Here is a 16376-nt window from a genome sequence, read left to right as displayed (position 1 = left end):
CAGAAAAGCCCGCCGCGTCGAAGGACGCGGCGGGCTTTCTCATGGCGCCGTCCGGGGCGCTCAGGACGCGTTGTACTTCCGGTCGAGCGCATCGATGGCATCGACATTGGCGGCCGACGAGCCAGCCGGATCGAACTCGGATTCCAGGTACTTGTCGACGATCGCCTTGGCGAGCTCGGGGCCGATCACGCGGGCGCCCATCGTGATCACCTGCGCGTTGTTGCTCTTGGCGGCGCGCTCGGCCGAGTAGGTGTCGTGGGTGAGCGCAGCGCGGATGCCGGGCACCTTGTTGGCCGAGATGTTGACGCCGATGCCGGTGCCGCAGCACAGGATCGCGCGGTCGTACTCGCCGTCCACGACCGAACGCGCGATGCGCTCTGACGTCGTCGCGTACTTCTCCGCCGACCCGTCCGGCGCCTGGCTGGCGTCGACGACCGTCAGACCGGAGCGGCCGGCGAGGTGGTCCTTGATGGCCTGGACGAGAGGCTGGCCGGCGCTGTCGCCGCCGAGAATGATCTTCATGGGTCTCACCTGATGGTTGAGGAGCGGGTCCAAGGATCCGGACCGACGACGCCGGGGCGCCCTCCCGTTCATAATATCGCAGCCTTGTTCAAACGATCAAGGTCCTTCAACCACCCTTGCTCGCCCGATCGAGGGCGAGGATGCCATGGGCGTTGGCAAGCGAGGTAGCGATGACGTCGATCGCGCCGGTCCGCAGCGCCGCAAGGATCGGCATGGCCTTGGTCGGCTCCGCCGCGACTGCGATCGTCGTCGGGATCGCCCGGATGTCGGCGAGACGCAGGCCGACGACTCGTCCGCCGAGGATCTCGTTCCGCTCGCGCCCGTCGATGTCGTAGAAGTCGTAGCCCATCAGATCGCCGACGACCCCGGCCGCCCGCGCGCCGAGAAGTTCCTCCCGGCGAAACCAACCCATCCGGGCCATGTGGCTTTCCTCGCCGAGGTCGCCGATGCCGACGAGCGCGAACGCGGCGCTCCGCCCAAGATCCAGCGTCTGCTTCACGGTCGGGTTCGCCATCAGGCCGGCGCGCAGCGTCGCGTCCGGCACGTAGGCCGGCGCGTAGAGCGTTTCGGGCACGCCGCCGAACCGACGTGCGAGCTTGCGGCAGATGTGGTCGGCGTTGGAGGGCTCACCCGCCTGATGCGCGCCGCCGGTGGCGGAGACGAAGGTCGCATGCTCCAGGAACGGGCGACCGCGCGTCTCGGCGACGGCTGCGATGTTGCGACCCATGCCGACGGCGACGACCGCACCCTCGAAGAGTTCGCGCTCGAGATAGTCCGCGACCAGCAGCGCCACCTCGGCGCGCTGCGCGTCGGCTTCCCGCCGGTCGACCGCGATCAGCGCCGCCTTGACGCCGAACCGCTCCCTCAGCCGTCGCTCGAGATCGGCTTCCACGGCACGGTGGACGCGGATCCGAACGTCCACGATCCCCGCATCGCGCGCTTGGCGCAGCAGGCGGTTCACTTTCATGCGAGACAGGCCGAGTTCGGCCGCAATCTCGGCCTGCGTGGCCTGCCCCTCATAGTAGCGGCGGGCGACCTGCATCATCGCATCGACATCGGCGGGTGCTAAGGCGTCCATGTTCGCTTCCGCAAGTCAGACTTCACGTATCGACGGCGATGAGCCATGGCTGTTCATATGGCAGGCATGCGTTCATATGAACGTTTTTCATGTCGCGCGGATTGATTCAAGCGCCGTGGCGTGGTTCTGCTGGCGCAGCACCGCGCGAGTCCGGCAGGCCGGGTCGCTTCGCGCAGGGCCCACTGAAGCGCCGCGACCAAGATCGAGGGAGACGACCACCGTGGACACGACACAAGCCCCCAGCCTGGATGCCAAGCAGATCCGCGCGATGGCCAGCGGCATCCGCTTCCTGTCGATGGACGCGGTGGAAAAGGCCAATTCCGGCCACCCGGGCATGCCGCTCGGCATGTCGGACGCGGCGACCGTCTTGTTCAGCCAGTTCATGAAGTTCGACGCCAAGCGTCCGCACTGGCCCGACCGCGACCGCTTCGTGCTGTCGGCCGGCCACGGCTCGATGCTGCTCTACAGCCTGCTGCACCTCACGGGCTACGAGGACTTCACGATCGACGAGCTGAAGCGCTTCCGCCAGCTCGGCTCGAAGGCCGCCGGTCACCCCGAATTCGGCGAGGGCGCCGGCATCGAGACCACCACCGGCCCGCTCGGCCAGGGTCTCGCCACAGCCGTCGGCATGGCGCTCGGCGAGAAGATCCTGCGCGAGCGCTTCGGCGAAGAACTCGTCTCGCACTATACCTACACGATCGCCGGCGACGGCTGCTTCATGGAGGGCGTGAGCCAGGAGGCGATCTCGCTCGCCGGCCACCTGAAGCTGAACAAGCTCATCGTCCTGTGGGACGACAACCGCATCACCATCGACGGCGCGACCGACATCACGACGTCGGACGATCTCGCCGCCCGCGTGCAGGCGTCGGGCTGGGCGACGGCGGCCGTGGACGGACACGACCCAGAGGCGGTCGCCGCCGCGATCGAGACCGCGCGCCGCTCGGACAAGCCGACGCTCATCGCCTGCCGCACCACGATCGGCTACGGCGCCGGCAAGAAGGCCGGCACGTCCGGCGTCCACGGTTCGCCGATCGGCGCCGAGGGCATCGCGTTCGCCCGCGAGCATTTCGAGTGGGCGCATGAGCCCTTCGTCCTGCCGGACGTCGTCACCGACTTCTGGAAGGCCGTCGGCACCCGTGGCGCCGCGGAAGCCGATGCCTGGGAGAAGCGCCGCGCCGCCTCCGCTCATGCGGACGCCTGGAAGGCGCTGATGGTCGAGGGTTTCGACGGCGACGCTGCCGCGATCCTCGCCGACGTGAAGGCGAAGTTCGCCTCCGACGGCGCCTCTGTCGCCACCCGCAAGGCCAGCCAGACCGTCATCGAGGCGCTGGCGGCCAAGTCCGCGAAGCTCATCGGCGGCTCGGCCGACCTCACCGGCTCGAACCTCACCAAGGCCGGCGCGATGAAGCCGGTGACGGCGACGGACGCGTCGGGCAACTACATCTACTATGGCGTGCGCGAGCACGGCATGGCCGCCGTCATGAACGGCCTGTCGCTGCACGGCGGCTTCACGCCGTTCGGCGGCACGTTCCTCTGCTTCTCCGACTACGCGCGCCCCGCGATGCGCCTGTCGGCGCTGATGCACCAGCCGGTCGTCTACGTCATGACGCACGACTCCATCGGCCAGGGCGAGGACGGCCCGACGCACCAGCCGATCGAGCACCTCGCCTCGCTGCGCGCCATGCCGAACATGCTCGTCATGCGCCCGGCCGACGGCGTCGAGACCGCCGAGTGCTGGGAAGCCGCACTCGTCAACACCAAGTCGCCGACGACGCTGGTCCTGTCGCGGCAGAACCTCAAGGCACTGCGCACCGGAACGGTGGGCGAGAACCTTTCCGCCAAGGGCGGCTACGTGCTGGCTGAGGCCGAGGGCGGCGCGCGTCAGGTGACGATCCTTGCCACCGGCTCGGAGGTCGAGATCGGGGTCGCGGCGCAGAAGCTTCTGGCGGACAGCGGCGTGCAGGCGGCGGTGGTGTCCCTTCCCTGCTGGGAACTCTTCGCCAAGCAGCCGAAGTCCTATCGCGAGGAGGTGCTCGGCTCGGCGCCGCGCATCGCGGTCGAAGCCGCCTCGCCGTTCGGCTGGACGCGCTTCGTCGAGGACGAGGACGACGTCGTCGGCCTGCCCGGCTTCGGCGCCTCGGCCCCCGGCGGCGATCTCTACAAGCATTTCGGGCTGACGCCCGAGAAGGTCGCCGAGAAGGCCCGCGCCAAGGTCGGCGCCTGACAGCTTAGAACACACCCGAACGGGGCCGGCCGAGCAGCATCGACCGGCCCCGTTCGTTTCTTCAGTCGCTTACGGGAGAGAAGGCGACCCGCATGACCAAGCGTCCCTGGATCGGCACCAGCTGGAAGATGAACAAGACGATCGCGGAGGCTGACGCCTTCTGCGAGACTGTCGCAAGATCCCCGTGGGCGAGCGACGATCGCGCCCAGCTTTTCGTAATCCCGCCCTTCACGGTTCTTCATCGTGTCGCCCAAGCACTCGACAAGACCGACATTATCGTCGGCGCGCAGAACGCGCACTGGAAGGACGCCGGCGCCTGGACCGGCGAAGTGTCTCCGGTTCAGGTCAAGGACTGCGGCGGCCGCCTCGTCGAGATCGGGCATTCCGAGCGGCGCGAGCATTTTGGCGAGACCGACGAGACGGTCTCGCTTAAGACGGAAGCCGCCGTGCGCCATGGCCTCGTCGCCCTCGTCTGCATCGGTGACACGCGCGAGGAATACGACGCCGGCCGAACGGCCGAGGCGCTGCGTCGCCAGACCGAGGCCTTGATCTCGCGCGTCGAGTGGAGTCAGCCCGCCAAGGTCATCATCGCCTACGAGCCGGTCTGGTCGATCGGCGAAGGCGGGACGCCGGCCGAACCGAGTTTTGCGAACGAGCAGCATGCCCGCATCAAGGAGCTGACCCGCGAGAAACTGGGCTTCGCCCTGCCCGTCCTCTACGGCGGCAGCGTCAATCCCGGCAACTGCGTCGAGCTGGCGAACCAAGAGCATATCGACGGCCTGTTCATCGGCCGTTCCGCCTGGAATGCGGAGGGCTATCTCTCCATCGTGTCCGACGTCGTCTCGTCCCTGTCCTGACCCCGCCCGGAGAAACCCCTTGGCCCTGATCACGCTTCGCCAGCTTCTCGACCACGCCGCCGAGCACAGCTACGGCGTGCCCGCGTTCAACATCAACAACATGGAGCAGGGCCTCGCGATCCTGGCCGCGGCCGCCAAGACGGACTCGCCGGTGATCCTGCAGGCGAGCCGCGGCGCGCGCGCCTATGCCAACGACCTCATCCTCGCGCGGCTGATCGAGGGCCTGTCGGAGATGCATCCGGACATCCCGATCTGCATGCATCTCGACCACGGCAACAACGAAGCGACCTGCATCACCGCCATCCAGCACGGCTTCACCTCGGTGATGATGGACGGCTCGCTGAAGGAAGACGGCAAGTCGCTCGCCGACTATGCCTACAACGCGGCGATCACCCGCCGCGTCTCCGACATGGCCCACTGGTGCGGCGCGTCGGTGGAAGGCGAGATCGGCGTCCTCGGCAGCCTCGAGACGGGCGGCGGCGAGCAGGAGGACGGCCACGGCTTCGAGGGCACGCTCGACCACGACCAGCTTCTGACCGACCCCGAGGAAGCCGCCCGCTTCGTCGAGGACACGCATGTCGACGCGCTGGCGGTGGCGATGGGCACCTCGCACGGCGCCTACAAGTTCTCGCGCAAGCCGGACGGCGACGTGCTGGCGATGAACGTCATCGAGGCGATCCACCAGAAGCTACCGAACACGCATCTCGTGATGCACGGCTCGTCGTCGGTGCCGGAGGACCTTCAGGAGATCGTCAACAAGTACGGCGGCCAGATCAAGCCGACCTGGGGCGTGCCGGTCGAGGAGATCCAGCGCGGCATTCGCCATGGCGTGCGCAAGATCAACATCGACACCGATTGTCGCCTCGCGCTGACCGGCGCGATCCGTAAGGTCTTCGCGGAGAACCCGGAAGAGTTCGACCCGCGCAAGTATCTCGGCCCCGGCATGGCGGCGATCACCAAGCTCGCCGCCCAGCGTTTCGAGGAGTTCGGCACCGCCGGCCATGCCGGCAACATCAAGCCGATCGACCTCGCCGACATGGCCAAGCGCTACAAGAACGGCAGCCTCAAGGTCTCGAACGCCGCCTGACGGAGCCGGGTGCGGCGGTCAGGCCGCCGCGCCCCTCGCCTGCGTGTCCCCCGCGATGAGGTCCACAGCGCGGCTCGCCAGCGCCATGACCGGCGCGTTGGTGTTGCCGGACGGGATCATCGGCATTGCCGAACAGTCGATCACCCTCAAGCCCTCGACGCCGCGCACGCGCAGGGATGCGTCGAGTACGGCCATCGGATCGCCGTCCGGACCCATCGGAGCCGATCCCACCGGGTGGTAATTCGTCTTCACCGTCTTGCCGCAGAAGGCCTCAAGGCCAGCATCGTCCGTCACGTCGCGCCCGGGGAGAAGCTCGTCCCGGATCCTGTCCGACAGCGGGCGCGACGCCAGCACCTGCCGTGCGAAGCGCAGCGAGGCGACCGTCAGGCGCAGGTCGTCGGGATGGCCGAAGAAGTTCGAGTCGACGAGCGGCATCGCGTCGGGGTCGCCCGAGCGCAGTCGCACGCTCCCTCGTGCCTTGGGTCGCAGGAGACAGGACGTCAGCGTGACGCCGTGGCTCGGCTTGGCGCTCGACACGTCGCGGTCGAGATAGACGATGGGCGCGCAATAGAGCTGAATCGTCGGCCGCTCGCCCCCGTCCGGATCGTAGAACAGGCAGGACTCGATGCCCGTCGTCGTCACCGGACCGGAGGCGAAGAGCAGGTATTGCAGGCCGTTGCGCACCATCGGCCAGCCCTTGTCCTGACCGAAATAGCCGCTCGGCCCCTTGGTCGTCGCGATCGCCGGGACCTCGTGATGGTCCTGAAGGCTGGAGCCGAGACCCGGCAGGTCGGCGCGAACATCGATCCCGTGCTCGCGCAGATGATCTGCCGGTCCGAGACCCGACAGCATCATGAGCTTCGCGGTGTTGTAGGTGCCCGCGGCGAGGAGCACCTCGCGCGTTGCATGAACCGTCTTCGCCTGTCCGCCCACGCGGTAGGACAATCCGACCGCGCGCTCGCCCTCGAACAGGACGCGGTCCACCTGCGCCCCGGTGACGATCGTCAGGCGACGGTCGTTCAGGAGGTCGGCGATGAAGGCGGTGACGGCGTCGCAACGCTCCATCCGCCCGTTCCGCACGCCCATCGTATGCTGCATCACGCCGACGCCCGCCTGCTGCGCACCGTTGAAGTCCGGATTGAGCGGGATACCCATTCCCTGCGCCGTCAGGAGATAATCTTGCGTCGTGTCGCAGAGCGCGCCGGGATCGGAGACGAGAAGCCCGCCGTCGATCCCGTGATAGCGATCGTTGAACTTGGTGTTGCGCTCCAGCGCGCGGAAGTGCGGCAGCAGGTCCTCGTAGGCCCAGCCGGAACCGCCCCCGAGATGGGCGTCCCAGCCATCGTAGTCCTCGCGCTGGCCGCGCATGTAGACCATGGCGTTGACCGCGCTGCCGCCGCCGAGTGCCTTCGCCTGCGGCACGATCGGCGCCCGCCCGCCGAGGCGCGGCTGCGCGGCGGTCTGGTGCATTTCGAGAAAGTCGTCGCGGGCGAGGTACTTCATGTAGCCCGCCGGCATGCGCATCAGCCGCGCCGTCTTCGCCGGGCCGCGCTCCAGGATCAGGACGCGGGCCCCGTGTTCCTTCACGAGCCGCATGGCGGCAACGCAGGCCGCCGTGCCGCCCCCGGCGATGACATAGTCGTAGGCGCTCATCGCAGTTCGTTTCCTCAACCGAGCAACGTCGTTGAATGCGCCGCCTCGACCCCGAAGGTTGCCGAGTTGCCGCGCCGAAGCAAGCTCAGCCGTAGCGGGCGAGATCGCTCAAGGATGGGAAGAGTTCCGGCGAGGCGGCCACCAGCGCATTGCCCGAGAACAGGCTGTCGCCGGACAGGAAATCGCTGACCTGACCGCCGGCCCCTTCGATCACCGCCATCGCGCCGAGGCAGTCGTAGGCGTTGATGTGGGACTCGACGTAGCCGATCAGTCGGCCCGCCGCGACATAGGCCAGCGAAAGCGCCCCCGATCCGTCGCGATAGAACATGCCGCCGGCCTCCAGAAGGCGCTGGAAGACCGGCAGGAGGTCGGAGGGCGGGCGCCGGGTCGAGTATCCCGTCGCGACCAGCCCCTCGCGCACGCTGGCGGCCGTCCGGACGCGGATCGGCCTGCCGTTCAGGGTCGCGCCCCGCCCGGCGCCGCCGGCGAAGAGTTCGTCGCGCGCCGGTGCGAAGACCAGACCGAAGCGGTTGACGCCGCCCTCGACGAAGGCGATCGAGATGCACCAGCTCGACATGCCGCAGACGAAGGGCTGCGTGCCGTCGATCGGATCGACCACCCATATGCCCTGACCGGCCGCGAACTCGCTGCGCCCGCTTTCCTCGCCGAAGAAGGCATCGTCCGGGAAGTTCTCGGCCAGCCGACCGCGGATCAGCTTCTCGACGGCAACGTCGGCCTCGCTGACGACGTCCTGCAGGCCCTTGGATGCGATCGTCAGGGTCTCGACACGGGCGAAATAGTCGAGCGCCAGCGCTCCGGCCTCCCGGATCAGCGCGAGCGCAAAGTCGAAGCGGCGGTCGAGTTCGCTGGACTGCATGATAGGCCTTTCAAGAATTGGGAAAGAGATGCAGGGCGCGCTGCCGTCAGCCGTCCTTCCACAGCCAGGCGGCACCACGCACGCCGCTGGAATCGCCATGGCGAGATGGGACGATCGGCGTGTGGAAGACGGTCGAGAACGTGTACTTCGCGATACGCCCCGGCAGTTCGTCGTAAAGCTCCGGAATGTTCGACATGCCGCCGCCCATGACGAAGACGTCCGGGTCCAGCGTGTTGACCACCACCGAAAGACCACGCGCCGTCCGGTCGCAGTAGCGGTCCCAGATGAGGCCGGCCAGCCGGTCGCCGGCCCGCACCTTCTCCATCACCTCCCGCGCCTTCAGTTCGGTGCCGGTGTGGCGGGTGTATTCCGCCTCGAACGCCCGGCCCGACACCCATGTCTCGAGGCATCCGTGCTTGCCGCAGTAGCAGGACTGGCCCGGCAGTTCGGACGCATGCGGCATCGGAAGCGGATTGTGACCCCATTCGCCGGCCGAGTTGTTAGGGCCGTGATGGGCCTTGCCTCCGACCGCGATGCCTGCGCCGGCACCGCTGCCGAGGATGACCGCAAAGACAACGTTGTAGCCGGCGCCCGCGCCGTCCACCGCCTCGGAGGCGGCGAGGCAGTCTGCGTCATTCTCGACCCGGAGTGGTCGGCCGAGGCGCGCATGAAGATCGGCCTCGACAGGCCGATTGAGCAGCCAGGTGGAACTCGCGCCCTTTCCGAGGCGCGACTTCGGCTCCAGCGAGCCGGGAATGCCGATGCCGACCGAGCCTCGCTGGCCCGTGGCGGCCTCCAGCCGATCGATAATGTCGCGAATCATCGCAATGCAGCCGTCGTAGTCGTGGCGCGGCGTGTCCTCGCGAAAGCGGGCAAGCTCTTCGCCATCATGCGAGAGAGCGACGCCTTCGATCTTCGTGCCGCCCCAGTCGATCCCGATCAGCATCATTGCGCCCCTCCCTAAGATCGCTCGTCTGCGCCCATCCCCGCGCAAAGGACGTCATAAATGCTCATGATACCAGACGCCAGCGGAAGCTTGCCCGCGACCATGCTCGAACGGTGGAAAGTTCGGCCGTCCGGTCCCATCTCGGGTTCGGAAACACGACCCGGAGATCCCAACCGATGGGCATCGCGATACCGTTCGACAACAGCTATGCGCGCCTGCCGAGGGGCTTCCACGCCTCGATCGCACCCAAACCTCTCGCCCGGCCAGAGATCGTGAAGGTGAATCACGCACTGGCCACCGAACTCGGGATCGATCCCGCATCCCTCGAAACGGAGGAAGGCGCGGCCATTTTGTCGGGCGCCGGCGCGGCGCCGGGCTCGGAGCCGATCGCCCTCGTCTATGCCGGCCATCAGTTCGGCCAGTTCGTGCCTCGCCTCGGCGACGGGCGCGCGCTGCTGCTCGGTGAGGTCGTCGATCGCAACGGACGGCGTCGTGACCTGCAGCTGAAGGGCTCGGGCATCACGCCCTATTCGCGGCAGGGCGACGGGCTGGCCGCGCTGGGTCCTGTGCTGCGTGAATATCTCGTCAGCGAGGCAATGCATGCGCTCGGCGTCCCGACCACGCGCTCGCTGGCGATCGTGACGACCGGCGAGACAGTCTACCGCGAAACGGAATTTCCCGGCGCCGTGCTCACGCGGGTCGCCGCTAGCCATATCCGCGTTGGCACGTTCCAGTATTTCGCCGCACGCGGCGAGGACGAGAACCTACGCGCCCTCGCAGATCACGCGATCGCCCGCCACCAGCCGGACGCCGTCGATGCGCCGGATCGCTATCGCCGGTTCCTGGAAGGGGTTGCCCGTCGACAGGGCGCGTTGATCGCGCGATGGATGCTGCTTGGCTTCGTGCATGGCGTCATGAACACCGACAACATGGCCGTGTCCGGCGAGACGATCGACTACGGCCCTTGCGCCTTTCTCGATCGATACGATCCGGCCACGGTCTTCAGCTCGATCGATCGCGGCGGGCGATACGCATACGGCAACCAGCCGGCGATCGGGCAATGGAACCTGGCACGGCTCGCCGAATGCCTCCTACCCCTGCTGTCGTCGGTCGAGGCGGAGGCGATGGAGCAGGCCACCGGCGCGCTTTCGCTCTATGCCGATGCCTTCAACGAGACCTATCGGCAGGGGCTCATCGAAAAGATCGGCCTTCCGGACGGCGACGAGGCCGACACGGCGCTCGCCGAGGATCTCCTTGATCGCATGAAGATCGGCGGTGCCGACTTCACGGCGACCTTCCGCGCCCTCGCGCCGCTCGCCGAGGGGACGACTGGTGCCATGTCTGAGGTGGGGTTTGCAGACCCATCCTCCGTCCGTGAGTGGGAGGAAGCCTGGCGCAACAAGCTGGCGGCCCGGAACCTTGACCCCAAGCAGGTCGCGGGATCGATCCGACGGGTGAATCCGGCCTTCATCCCGCGCAACCAGCGCGTCGAGGAGGTGATCGCGGCGGCGGTGGAGAACGGCGATTTCGCCCCGTTCGAAGCCTTTCTTTCCGTTCTGATGAGGCCCTTCGACGATCAGCCGGCAGCCGCGCGCTGGGCCGACCCGGGTCCAGTCGCCCCCTATCGCACCTTCTGCGGCACCTGACAGGGCGTCACGAACGCGTCATCTCCCACCGTGAGCCGAGACGGCCATTGGCGAACGGCTTCCACGCCTTAGTCTTGCTGGTGGTCGGTCCGAGGGGCTGGATGACGCAACACGAGACGAGGCGGTGCCCCGGGCCATGCTTGAGCGAGCATACGATCCCTATTGCGGCAGCGCGCCCGTTCCGGGCGACCTTCTTCGGGCCTGGAACCTCGATCCGGTTTTGATTGCCGCCCTCTCGCTTGGCTTCATGGTCGGGCTCGCTGCGATCCGGAGGCACGGAGGCGACGTCGCCAGCCGTCGGCGATGGCTGATCGTCTGCCTTGCGGTCCTCGCGGTCACGCTGATCTCGCCGCTCTGTGCGCTGTCCTCAGCGCTCTTTTCCGCGCGCGTCGTGCATCACATGCTGCTCGTAGCCGTGGCGGCACCCTTGCTGGCCCTCGCCTTTCCGCTGCGGCGGCCCGCCAGCGCCCGATCGTTGAGCGCGGCCGTGGCGGCTCACGTCCTGACGCTCTGGTTCTGGCACGCGCCGCAACCCTACGCTTTCGCGCTCTCGAGCGATGACGCCTACTGGCTGATGGAACTGACGCTGTTCGGATCGGCAGTCGCCTTCTGGCGCTGTGTGCTCGGCCCCGGCGCCGCAAGCGCATCGGCCCTTTTCGGGCATCTAACCGTCATCGTGCAGATGGGCCTTCTCGGCGCCCTCATCACCTTCGCGCCGAGCGCGCTCTATGCGCAGCATGTCCTGACGACCGAGCCTTTCGGCCTTTCGGCCCTGGACGACCAGCAACTCGCCGGCCTCGTCATGTGGGTCCCGGCGCTGATCCCGTATCTCCTTGCGGCCCTCGCGGGCGTCGTCAGGCTGGCGGGCGGCGAAGACGTAAGGGGAGGGTCGGCCGTTTGATCCTCGTCTGGGCGAAGAGCCTTCACATCGCCGCGCTGGTCGTCTGGGCCGCGGGTCTGCTGACGCTGCCGATCCTGATGAGCCAGCGCGAAGCGCTTGGGCATGGACAGGAGCTCCACCGGCTCCACGCGTTCACGCGGTTTGCTTATGTGGTCGTCGTCTCTCCAGCGGCCTTCGTCGCGGTGGGAACCGGAACGGCGCTGATCCTCCTGCGGGAAGTGTTCACGCCCTGGTTTGCCATCAAGCTGCTTCTGGTCGGTCTTCTTGTGACGATCCACGTGCGACTTGGTCTTCTGGTCCTGTCGGTGTTCCGCGAAGAGGGCCATTTTCGAGCCTGGCGCGTCGTCCTGTCGACCGTAGCCATCTGCAGCGTCCTGACGGGCATTCTCTGGGTCGTTCTGGCGAAGCCCGCCGTGTCGCTCGACTGGATGCCGGCCGCCGCTTTCGAGCCGGGCGGTCTCGGTCGCGTCGGCGAGGACGTCATTCGTCGTCTGACACCATGATGCCGACGCCATGATGCAGGATCAGTTTGCCGCCGTGCCATCCCGCCAGCCCCGTGAAGACGCTTCCCAGCACCGACAGGAACAGACCGACCGGCAGGATAGACTCCGGGCTGGCGAGGCGCAGACCCCAATTCGTGGCGATGATCGAGATCAGCATCATCGCGGCGATCGCGTGGGTCCAACTCGCCGCCCGAGCGCGGATGCCCGGTACGAAGATCAGCTCCATGGTGCCGGCCATCGAGGCGAGCACGCCGAACCCGAGCGCTGCGCCGGCGGACCAGAGGCCGGCGCGAAGCCAGAAGTCGTCCCCCGACCACCAGTAGAAGATGTCGCAGCCGAGCGTTGCGATCACGAGCGCGATCGGGAAATGGACGGCCATGGCGTGGATCGGATGCCCCGCCACGGCGATCGCCGAGCTGACGTCCTTTTCCGCCACCCGTCGAAGAACCGGGCTCTTGCTCGTGACCGACTTGCTCATCGACGGGTCTCTGCGTTGCGATCCACTCGGCGAATGCCTGGCAAAGGCATCTGGAGCATCTTCCTGCTTCTGCCACTCCTGGCCGGCTGCACGGGTCCTCTCTCGACGCTTCAGCCGGCCGGACCCGCCGCCGCTTCGACCGCGCTCCTCTGGTGGGTGATGCTGGCCGGGGCCACCGCGATCTTCGTGCTGGTCATGGCGCTGGTCGGCATCGCCTTCTGGAAACCGGGCATCGGGCGAAACGTGCCGCCGAAGCGTTGGCTCGTATGGGGCGGCCTGGCCTTTCCCGGCGTCGTCCTGACCGCTCTCCTGGTCTTCGCCCTCGTCACGGGGGAGAGATTGCTGGCGCATCCCGGCACGCCGGGTCTTTATTCCGTGGAAGCCCATCCCTATCGCTGGGCATGGCGCTTCCGTTATGCCGACGGGCGCGAGAGCGCCGACGTCCTTCATCTCCCGGCCGGGCGCCCGGTCGATATACGGGTCGTCGGCACCGATGTGATCCACGCCTTCTGGGTTCCTCGGCTCGGCGGAAAGATTGACGCCATTCCCGGCCACGTGAACACGATCCGCCTGATGGCAGACCGGCCCGGCACCTACGGCGGCGTCTGCGCCGAGTTCTGCGGGGTCGGCCATCCCACCATGAAGTTCGAGGTCGTAGCGCATGCGCCGGACGATCTCGAAGCCGCACTGTCCCAACTCCCGCAGGGCTCCCCATGAGCGTGACCGAGCCCATCCGGCTTCACCAGGAACTGGAGCGCATCTGGCGCACGCCGCGCGGGCTCGGCCTGCTGTCGGCCGTAAATCACACGGTCATCGGTCGCCGCTTCATCGTCGCGGCCTTCGTGTTCTTCGCCATCGGCGGCGTCCTGTCGATGCTGATCCGCGCGCAGCTCGCCTCGCCGCACAGCGCCTTCGTAGGCCCGGAGCTCTACAACCAGATCTTCACCATGCACGGCACGGTGATGATGTTCCTGTTCGCCATCCCGATGTTCGAAGGGCTGGCGATGTACTTTCTTCCCAAGATGATGGGCGCGCGCGACCTCGCCTTCCCGCGCATGTCAGCCTACGGGTTCTGGTGCTATGTGTTCGGCGGCTCGATCCTGATCGTCGCCATGATGGTCGGCGTGGCGCCAGACAGCGGCTGGTTCATGTACACCCCGCTCTCGTCGGGCCGTTACTCGCCCGGTATCAACGCGGACGTCTGGCTGCTTGGCATCACCTTCGTCGAGATTTCGGCGATGGCCGCGGCGGTCGAGCTCACGGTGTCGATCCTGAAGGTGCGCGCGCCCGGCATGTCGCTCGCCCGCATGCCCATCTTCGCCTGGTATATCCTGATCACCGCCGGAATGATGCTGGTCGGTTTCCCGCCACTGATCCTAGGCTCGATCCTTCTCGAGATGGAGCGGGCCTTCGACCTGCCCTTTTTCGATCCCACGCGCGGCGGCGACGCGCTTCTGTGGCAGCACCTTTTCTGGCTCTTCGGCCACCCCGAGGTCTACATCATCTTCCTGCCGGCGGCGGGCATGATCTCGACCATCCTGCCGGTCCTCGTCGGACACCGGCTGCTCGGCTATTCCTGGATCGTCGTCTCGGTCACGGCCATGGGGTTCCTGAGCTTCGGGCTCTGGGTCCACCACATGTTCACGGTGGGCATTCCCCATCTGGCGCAGGCGTTCTTCTCGGCCGCGAGCGTGCTCGTGGCGGTGCCGACGGGCGTGCAGATCTTCCTGTGGATCGGCACGATGATGGCGGGGCGCCCCCGCCTCTCCCTTCCGATGCTCTACCTTATCGGCTTCTTCGTGGTCTTCGTCTGCGGCGGATTGACGGGCGTCATGCTGGCGATCGTGCCGTTCGACTGGCAGGCTCACGACACGCATTTCGTGGTCGCCCATATGCACTACGTCCTCGTGGGCGGCTTTGTGTTCCCGATGCTGGCGGCGGCCTACTTCTACCTCCCGCATTTCAGCGGGCGTATGCCGCTTTATGGCGTCGGCCATGTCGCGTTCTGGCTGATCTTCGTCGGCTTCAACCTGACGTTCCTGATCATGCACCTGACCGGCCTTCTCGGCATGCCGCGCCGCTACTACACCTACGAGAGCGGTTACGGCTGGGACTGGCTGAATCTCGTCTCCTCGATCGGCGGCTTCATCACGACGATGGGCTTTGCCCTCGTCGCCTTCGACTTCATCTTCCAGTTCCGCTACGGGCGCATCGCCCCGCGCAATCCCTGGAAGTCCGGCGGTCTCGAATGGGCGACCGCAACGCCCCCGCCGTCCTACGGCTTTGCCTCGCTGCCGATGGTGGAAGGGCGCGATCCCCTGTTTTCCGATCCCGAAACGGGCCGGAAGCTCGCGTCCGGCCAAGGATACCTCGCAATGCCGCGCAACGACTGGCAGGAAACGCTGGTGGTCGAGATGGCGACGGGGCGAGCGCAGGCGATCCAGATCCTGCCGCAGCCGACCTTCCTGCCACTATGGACGGCCGTGTCGACCGGCGTCTTCGTCCTGTCGCTACTGTTCAAGGTCTACCCGCTCTCGATCGCAGCCATCGTCTCGACACTCGGGCTCCTACTCCTCTGGACGCGGGCGACAGGGGCGACCGTCGACCGTGGCGAGCTGGACGCCGGGCATGGCCTTCGCCTCCCGATCCATCCGGAAACGTCGCGTCCGCTGTCCTGGTGGGGCATGACCTTCGTGCTCCTGGCCGACGCGACGATGTTCGCCTCGCTCCTGTTCGGTGCGCTGTTCCTGTGGCTCGTCGCTCCGAGCTGGCCGCCACCGCTCATGACTGACCTGCCCGCGACGATCCTCGTCGCCGCAGCCGCGGCCCTCCTTGTCGCCGTCGGCGGAGCGGCCTTCGCGCTGCGTTCTTTGAAGAAGGGCTCGGGCCTTCCCGGAATGATCGTTGCGGTTGCCGGAAGCGCCGGCGCCACCGCACTCCTCGGATGGCTCGTCTGGCAGGTACCCGCGCCCACAAGCCACGCGCATCTCGCGCTGACCGCGGCAATTCTCACCTATCTCGGCTTCCACGCCGCCGTCGGTCTCGTTTTCGCCCTGTTCGGTCTCTGGCGCATCCGGGCCGGCATCGTATCGGCGCGGCGCAGCGCCGACCTGTCGATCGGCGCGTTGTGGCACGGGTACACCGCCGCTACGGGGATCATCGGCCTGGCGTTCGTGGCCATCATGCCTTGGCTGGCTGCGGTGGAAAGGGTCGCGCCGTGATCGGGGATCGCTCCGCCGCCAATCTCATCGTGCTGGTTGCCGGACTCGTCGTCTGGAGTTCAGCCTTCGTCGCGCTCTATGCGCTTCTGTCGATCGGATGCGCATTCGGCTGGGAGGATCGAGACATCGGTCCGATCTCGCTGCAGCGAGCGGTTCTGATCGGCGTCTGGCTTCTCCACCTCGCCATTCTCGCCGGGCTGGTCAGGTGGACCTGGCGCCGCACACAGCGGGCACCCGCTGACGAGGAGATGTCGCGCTTCTTTGCGCGGACCGCCCTCGCTGCGACCGTGGTGTCGGTCGCGGTGACGATCGTCAACTACGCGCCGATCCTGGGACTGTCCGCCTGCCTTTGACCGGCATGGCCCGGGTCGAACCACTTCGAC

At 67.2% G+C, this 16376-nt stretch carries 15 protein-coding genes; 9 read left to right on the top strand and 6 right to left on the bottom strand.

Going from position 1 to position 16376, the window contains the following annotated elements:
• Positions 1–60: 60 nt before the first annotated feature.
• Positions 61–522 (bottom strand): RpiB/LacA/LacB family sugar-phosphate isomerase, encoded by a 462-nt coding sequence (locus ACLNGM_RS12245; protein WP_416355129.1) that lies wholly within the window; start codon positions 520–522, stop codon positions 61–63.
• A 106-nt stretch (positions 523–628) separates the two neighbouring features.
• The gene (locus ACLNGM_RS12240) at positions 629–1600 is read right to left on the bottom strand and encodes a sugar-binding transcriptional regulator (RefSeq protein WP_416355128.1); all 972 of its coding nucleotides are present in this window, start codon (positions 1598–1600) and stop codon (positions 629–631) included.
• Positions 1601–1868: 268 nt separating this feature from the next.
• Here ACLNGM_RS12240 and tkt point away from each other — a divergent pair, with 268 nt between their 5' ends.
• From tkt to fba, 3 genes are all read left to right on the top strand, one after another.
• The gene (tkt, locus tag ACLNGM_RS12235; RefSeq protein WP_416358436.1) at positions 1869–3824 is read left to right on the top strand and encodes a transketolase; all 1956 of its coding nucleotides are present in this window, start codon (positions 1869–1871) and stop codon (positions 3822–3824) included.
• A 92-nt stretch (positions 3825–3916) separates the two neighbouring features.
• Positions 3917–4681, top strand: a complete 765-nt coding sequence (locus ACLNGM_RS12230) for a triose-phosphate isomerase (RefSeq protein ID WP_416355127.1) — start codon at positions 3917–3919, stop codon at positions 4679–4681.
• Between the two features lie 19 nt (positions 4682–4700).
• The gene (fba, locus tag ACLNGM_RS12225; RefSeq protein ID WP_416355126.1) at positions 4701–5768 is read left to right on the top strand and encodes a class II fructose-bisphosphate aldolase; all 1068 of its coding nucleotides are present in this window, start codon (positions 4701–4703) and stop codon (positions 5766–5768) included.
• An 18-nt stretch (positions 5769–5786) separates the two neighbouring features.
• Here fba and ACLNGM_RS12220 read toward each other — a convergent pair whose 3' ends face one another.
• The 3 genes from ACLNGM_RS12220 to ACLNGM_RS12210 form a co-directional block, all read right to left on the bottom strand.
• Positions 5787–7421 (bottom strand): GMC family oxidoreductase, encoded by a 1635-nt coding sequence (locus ACLNGM_RS12220; protein ID WP_416355125.1) that lies wholly within the window; start codon positions 7419–7421, stop codon positions 5787–5789.
• An 85-nt stretch (positions 7422–7506) separates the two neighbouring features.
• Complete coding sequence (locus ACLNGM_RS12215; RefSeq protein WP_416355124.1) at positions 7507–8298, bottom strand: inositol monophosphatase family protein; 792 nt, start codon at positions 8296–8298, stop codon at positions 7507–7509.
• 46 nt (positions 8299–8344) lie between these two features.
• Positions 8345–9247 (bottom strand): ROK family protein, encoded by a 903-nt coding sequence (locus ACLNGM_RS12210; RefSeq protein ID WP_416355123.1) that lies wholly within the window; start codon positions 9245–9247, stop codon positions 8345–8347.
• A 173-nt stretch (positions 9248–9420) separates the two neighbouring features.
• On the opposite strand from ACLNGM_RS12210, the gene ACLNGM_RS12205 reads away from it, so the two are divergent.
• The 3 genes from ACLNGM_RS12205 (at position 9421) to ACLNGM_RS12195 (ending at position 12294) form a co-directional block, all read left to right on the top strand.
• Positions 9421–10890, top strand: a complete 1470-nt coding sequence (locus tag ACLNGM_RS12205; RefSeq protein WP_416358435.1) for a protein adenylyltransferase SelO — start codon at positions 9421–9423, stop codon at positions 10888–10890.
• A gap of 136 nt (positions 10891–11026) precedes the next feature.
• Complete coding sequence (locus tag ACLNGM_RS12200; RefSeq protein ID WP_416355122.1) at positions 11027–11791, top strand: cytochrome c oxidase assembly protein; 765 nt, start codon at positions 11027–11029, stop codon at positions 11789–11791.
• Positions 11788–12294 carry a CopD family protein gene (locus ACLNGM_RS12195; RefSeq protein ID WP_416355121.1) on the top strand — a complete coding sequence of 169 codons (507 nt, stop codon included), beginning with the start codon at positions 11788–11790 and terminating at the stop codon, positions 12292–12294. Before ACLNGM_RS12200 ends, ACLNGM_RS12195 begins: the two co-directional genes overlap by 4 nt.
• On the opposite strand, the gene ACLNGM_RS12190 is transcribed toward ACLNGM_RS12195, so the two are convergent.
• Entirely contained in the window at positions 12272–12772 is a 501-nt protein-coding gene (locus tag ACLNGM_RS12190) for a DUF2231 domain-containing protein (RefSeq protein ID WP_090960380.1), read from the bottom strand. The genes ACLNGM_RS12195 and ACLNGM_RS12190 overlap by 23 nt on opposite strands.
• A gap of 33 nt (positions 12773–12805) precedes the next feature.
• Here ACLNGM_RS12190 and coxB point away from each other — a divergent pair, with 33 nt between their 5' ends.
• Genes coxB through ACLNGM_RS12175 form a run of 3 tightly spaced genes read left to right on the top strand, consistent with a single transcriptional unit; the run spans position 12806 to position 16346 of the window.
• Complete coding sequence (gene coxB / locus ACLNGM_RS12185) at positions 12806–13489, top strand: cytochrome c oxidase subunit II (RefSeq protein WP_416355120.1); 684 nt, start codon at positions 12806–12808, stop codon at positions 13487–13489.
• Complete coding sequence (gene ctaD, locus ACLNGM_RS12180; protein ID WP_416355119.1) at positions 13486–15993, top strand: cytochrome c oxidase subunit I; 2508 nt, start codon at positions 13486–13488, stop codon at positions 15991–15993. The genes coxB and ctaD overlap by 4 nt, the downstream gene beginning before the upstream one ends.
• Positions 15990–16346 (top strand): hypothetical protein, encoded by a 357-nt coding sequence (locus ACLNGM_RS12175; protein WP_416355118.1) that lies wholly within the window; start codon positions 15990–15992, stop codon positions 16344–16346. The genes ctaD and ACLNGM_RS12175 overlap by 4 nt, the downstream gene beginning before the upstream one ends.
• Positions 16347–16376 lie beyond the last annotated feature (30 nt).

The organism is Aureimonas phyllosphaerae, assembly GCF_047943035.1.
GTDB classification, from domain to species: Bacteria; Pseudomonadota; Alphaproteobacteria; order Rhizobiales; family Rhizobiaceae; genus Aureimonas; species Aureimonas phyllosphaerae.
Note: the sequence above shows the minus strand (reverse complement) of the source record. Positions and strands in the feature narration are given on the sequence as shown.

Bases quoted from the DNA above. Each gene is read 5' to 3' on its own strand.
- coxB (WP_416355120.1), top strand. From the start codon at position 12,806: ATGCCTGGCAAAGGCATCTGGAGCATCTTCCTGCTTCTGCCACTCCTG.
- ACLNGM_RS12200 (WP_416355122.1), top strand. From the start codon at position 11,027: ATGCTTGAGCGAGCATACGATCCCTATTGCGGCAGCGCGCCCGTTCCG.
- ctaD (WP_416355119.1), top strand. From the start codon at position 13,486: ATGAGCGTGACCGAGCCCATCCGGCTTCACCAGGAACTGGAGCGCATC.
- ACLNGM_RS12240 (WP_416355128.1), bottom strand. From the start codon at position 1,600: ATGGACGCCTTAGCACCCGCCGATGTCGATGCGATGATGCAGGTCGCC.
- ACLNGM_RS12215 (WP_416355124.1), bottom strand. From the start codon at position 8,298: ATGCAGTCCAGCGAACTCGACCGCCGCTTCGACTTTGCGCTCGCGCTG.
- ACLNGM_RS12205 (WP_416358435.1), top strand. From the start codon at position 9,421: ATGGGCATCGCGATACCGTTCGACAACAGCTATGCGCGCCTGCCGAGG.
- ACLNGM_RS12190 (WP_090960380.1), bottom strand. From the start codon at position 12,772: ATGAGCAAGTCGGTCACGAGCAAGAGCCCGGTTCTTCGACGGGTGGCG.
- ACLNGM_RS12210 (WP_416355123.1), bottom strand. From the start codon at position 9,247: ATGATGCTGATCGGGATCGACTGGGGCGGCACGAAGATCGAAGGCGTC.
- ACLNGM_RS12220 (WP_416355125.1), bottom strand. From the start codon at position 7,421: ATGAGCGCCTACGACTATGTCATCGCCGGGGGCGGCACGGCGGCCTGC.
- ACLNGM_RS12245 (WP_416355129.1), bottom strand. From the start codon at position 522: ATGAAGATCATTCTCGGCGGCGACAGCGCCGGCCAGCCTCTCGTCCAG.
- ACLNGM_RS12230 (WP_416355127.1), top strand. From the start codon at position 3,917: ATGACCAAGCGTCCCTGGATCGGCACCAGCTGGAAGATGAACAAGACG.
- tkt (WP_416358436.1), top strand. From the start codon at position 1,869: ATGGCCAGCGGCATCCGCTTCCTGTCGATGGACGCGGTGGAAAAGGCC.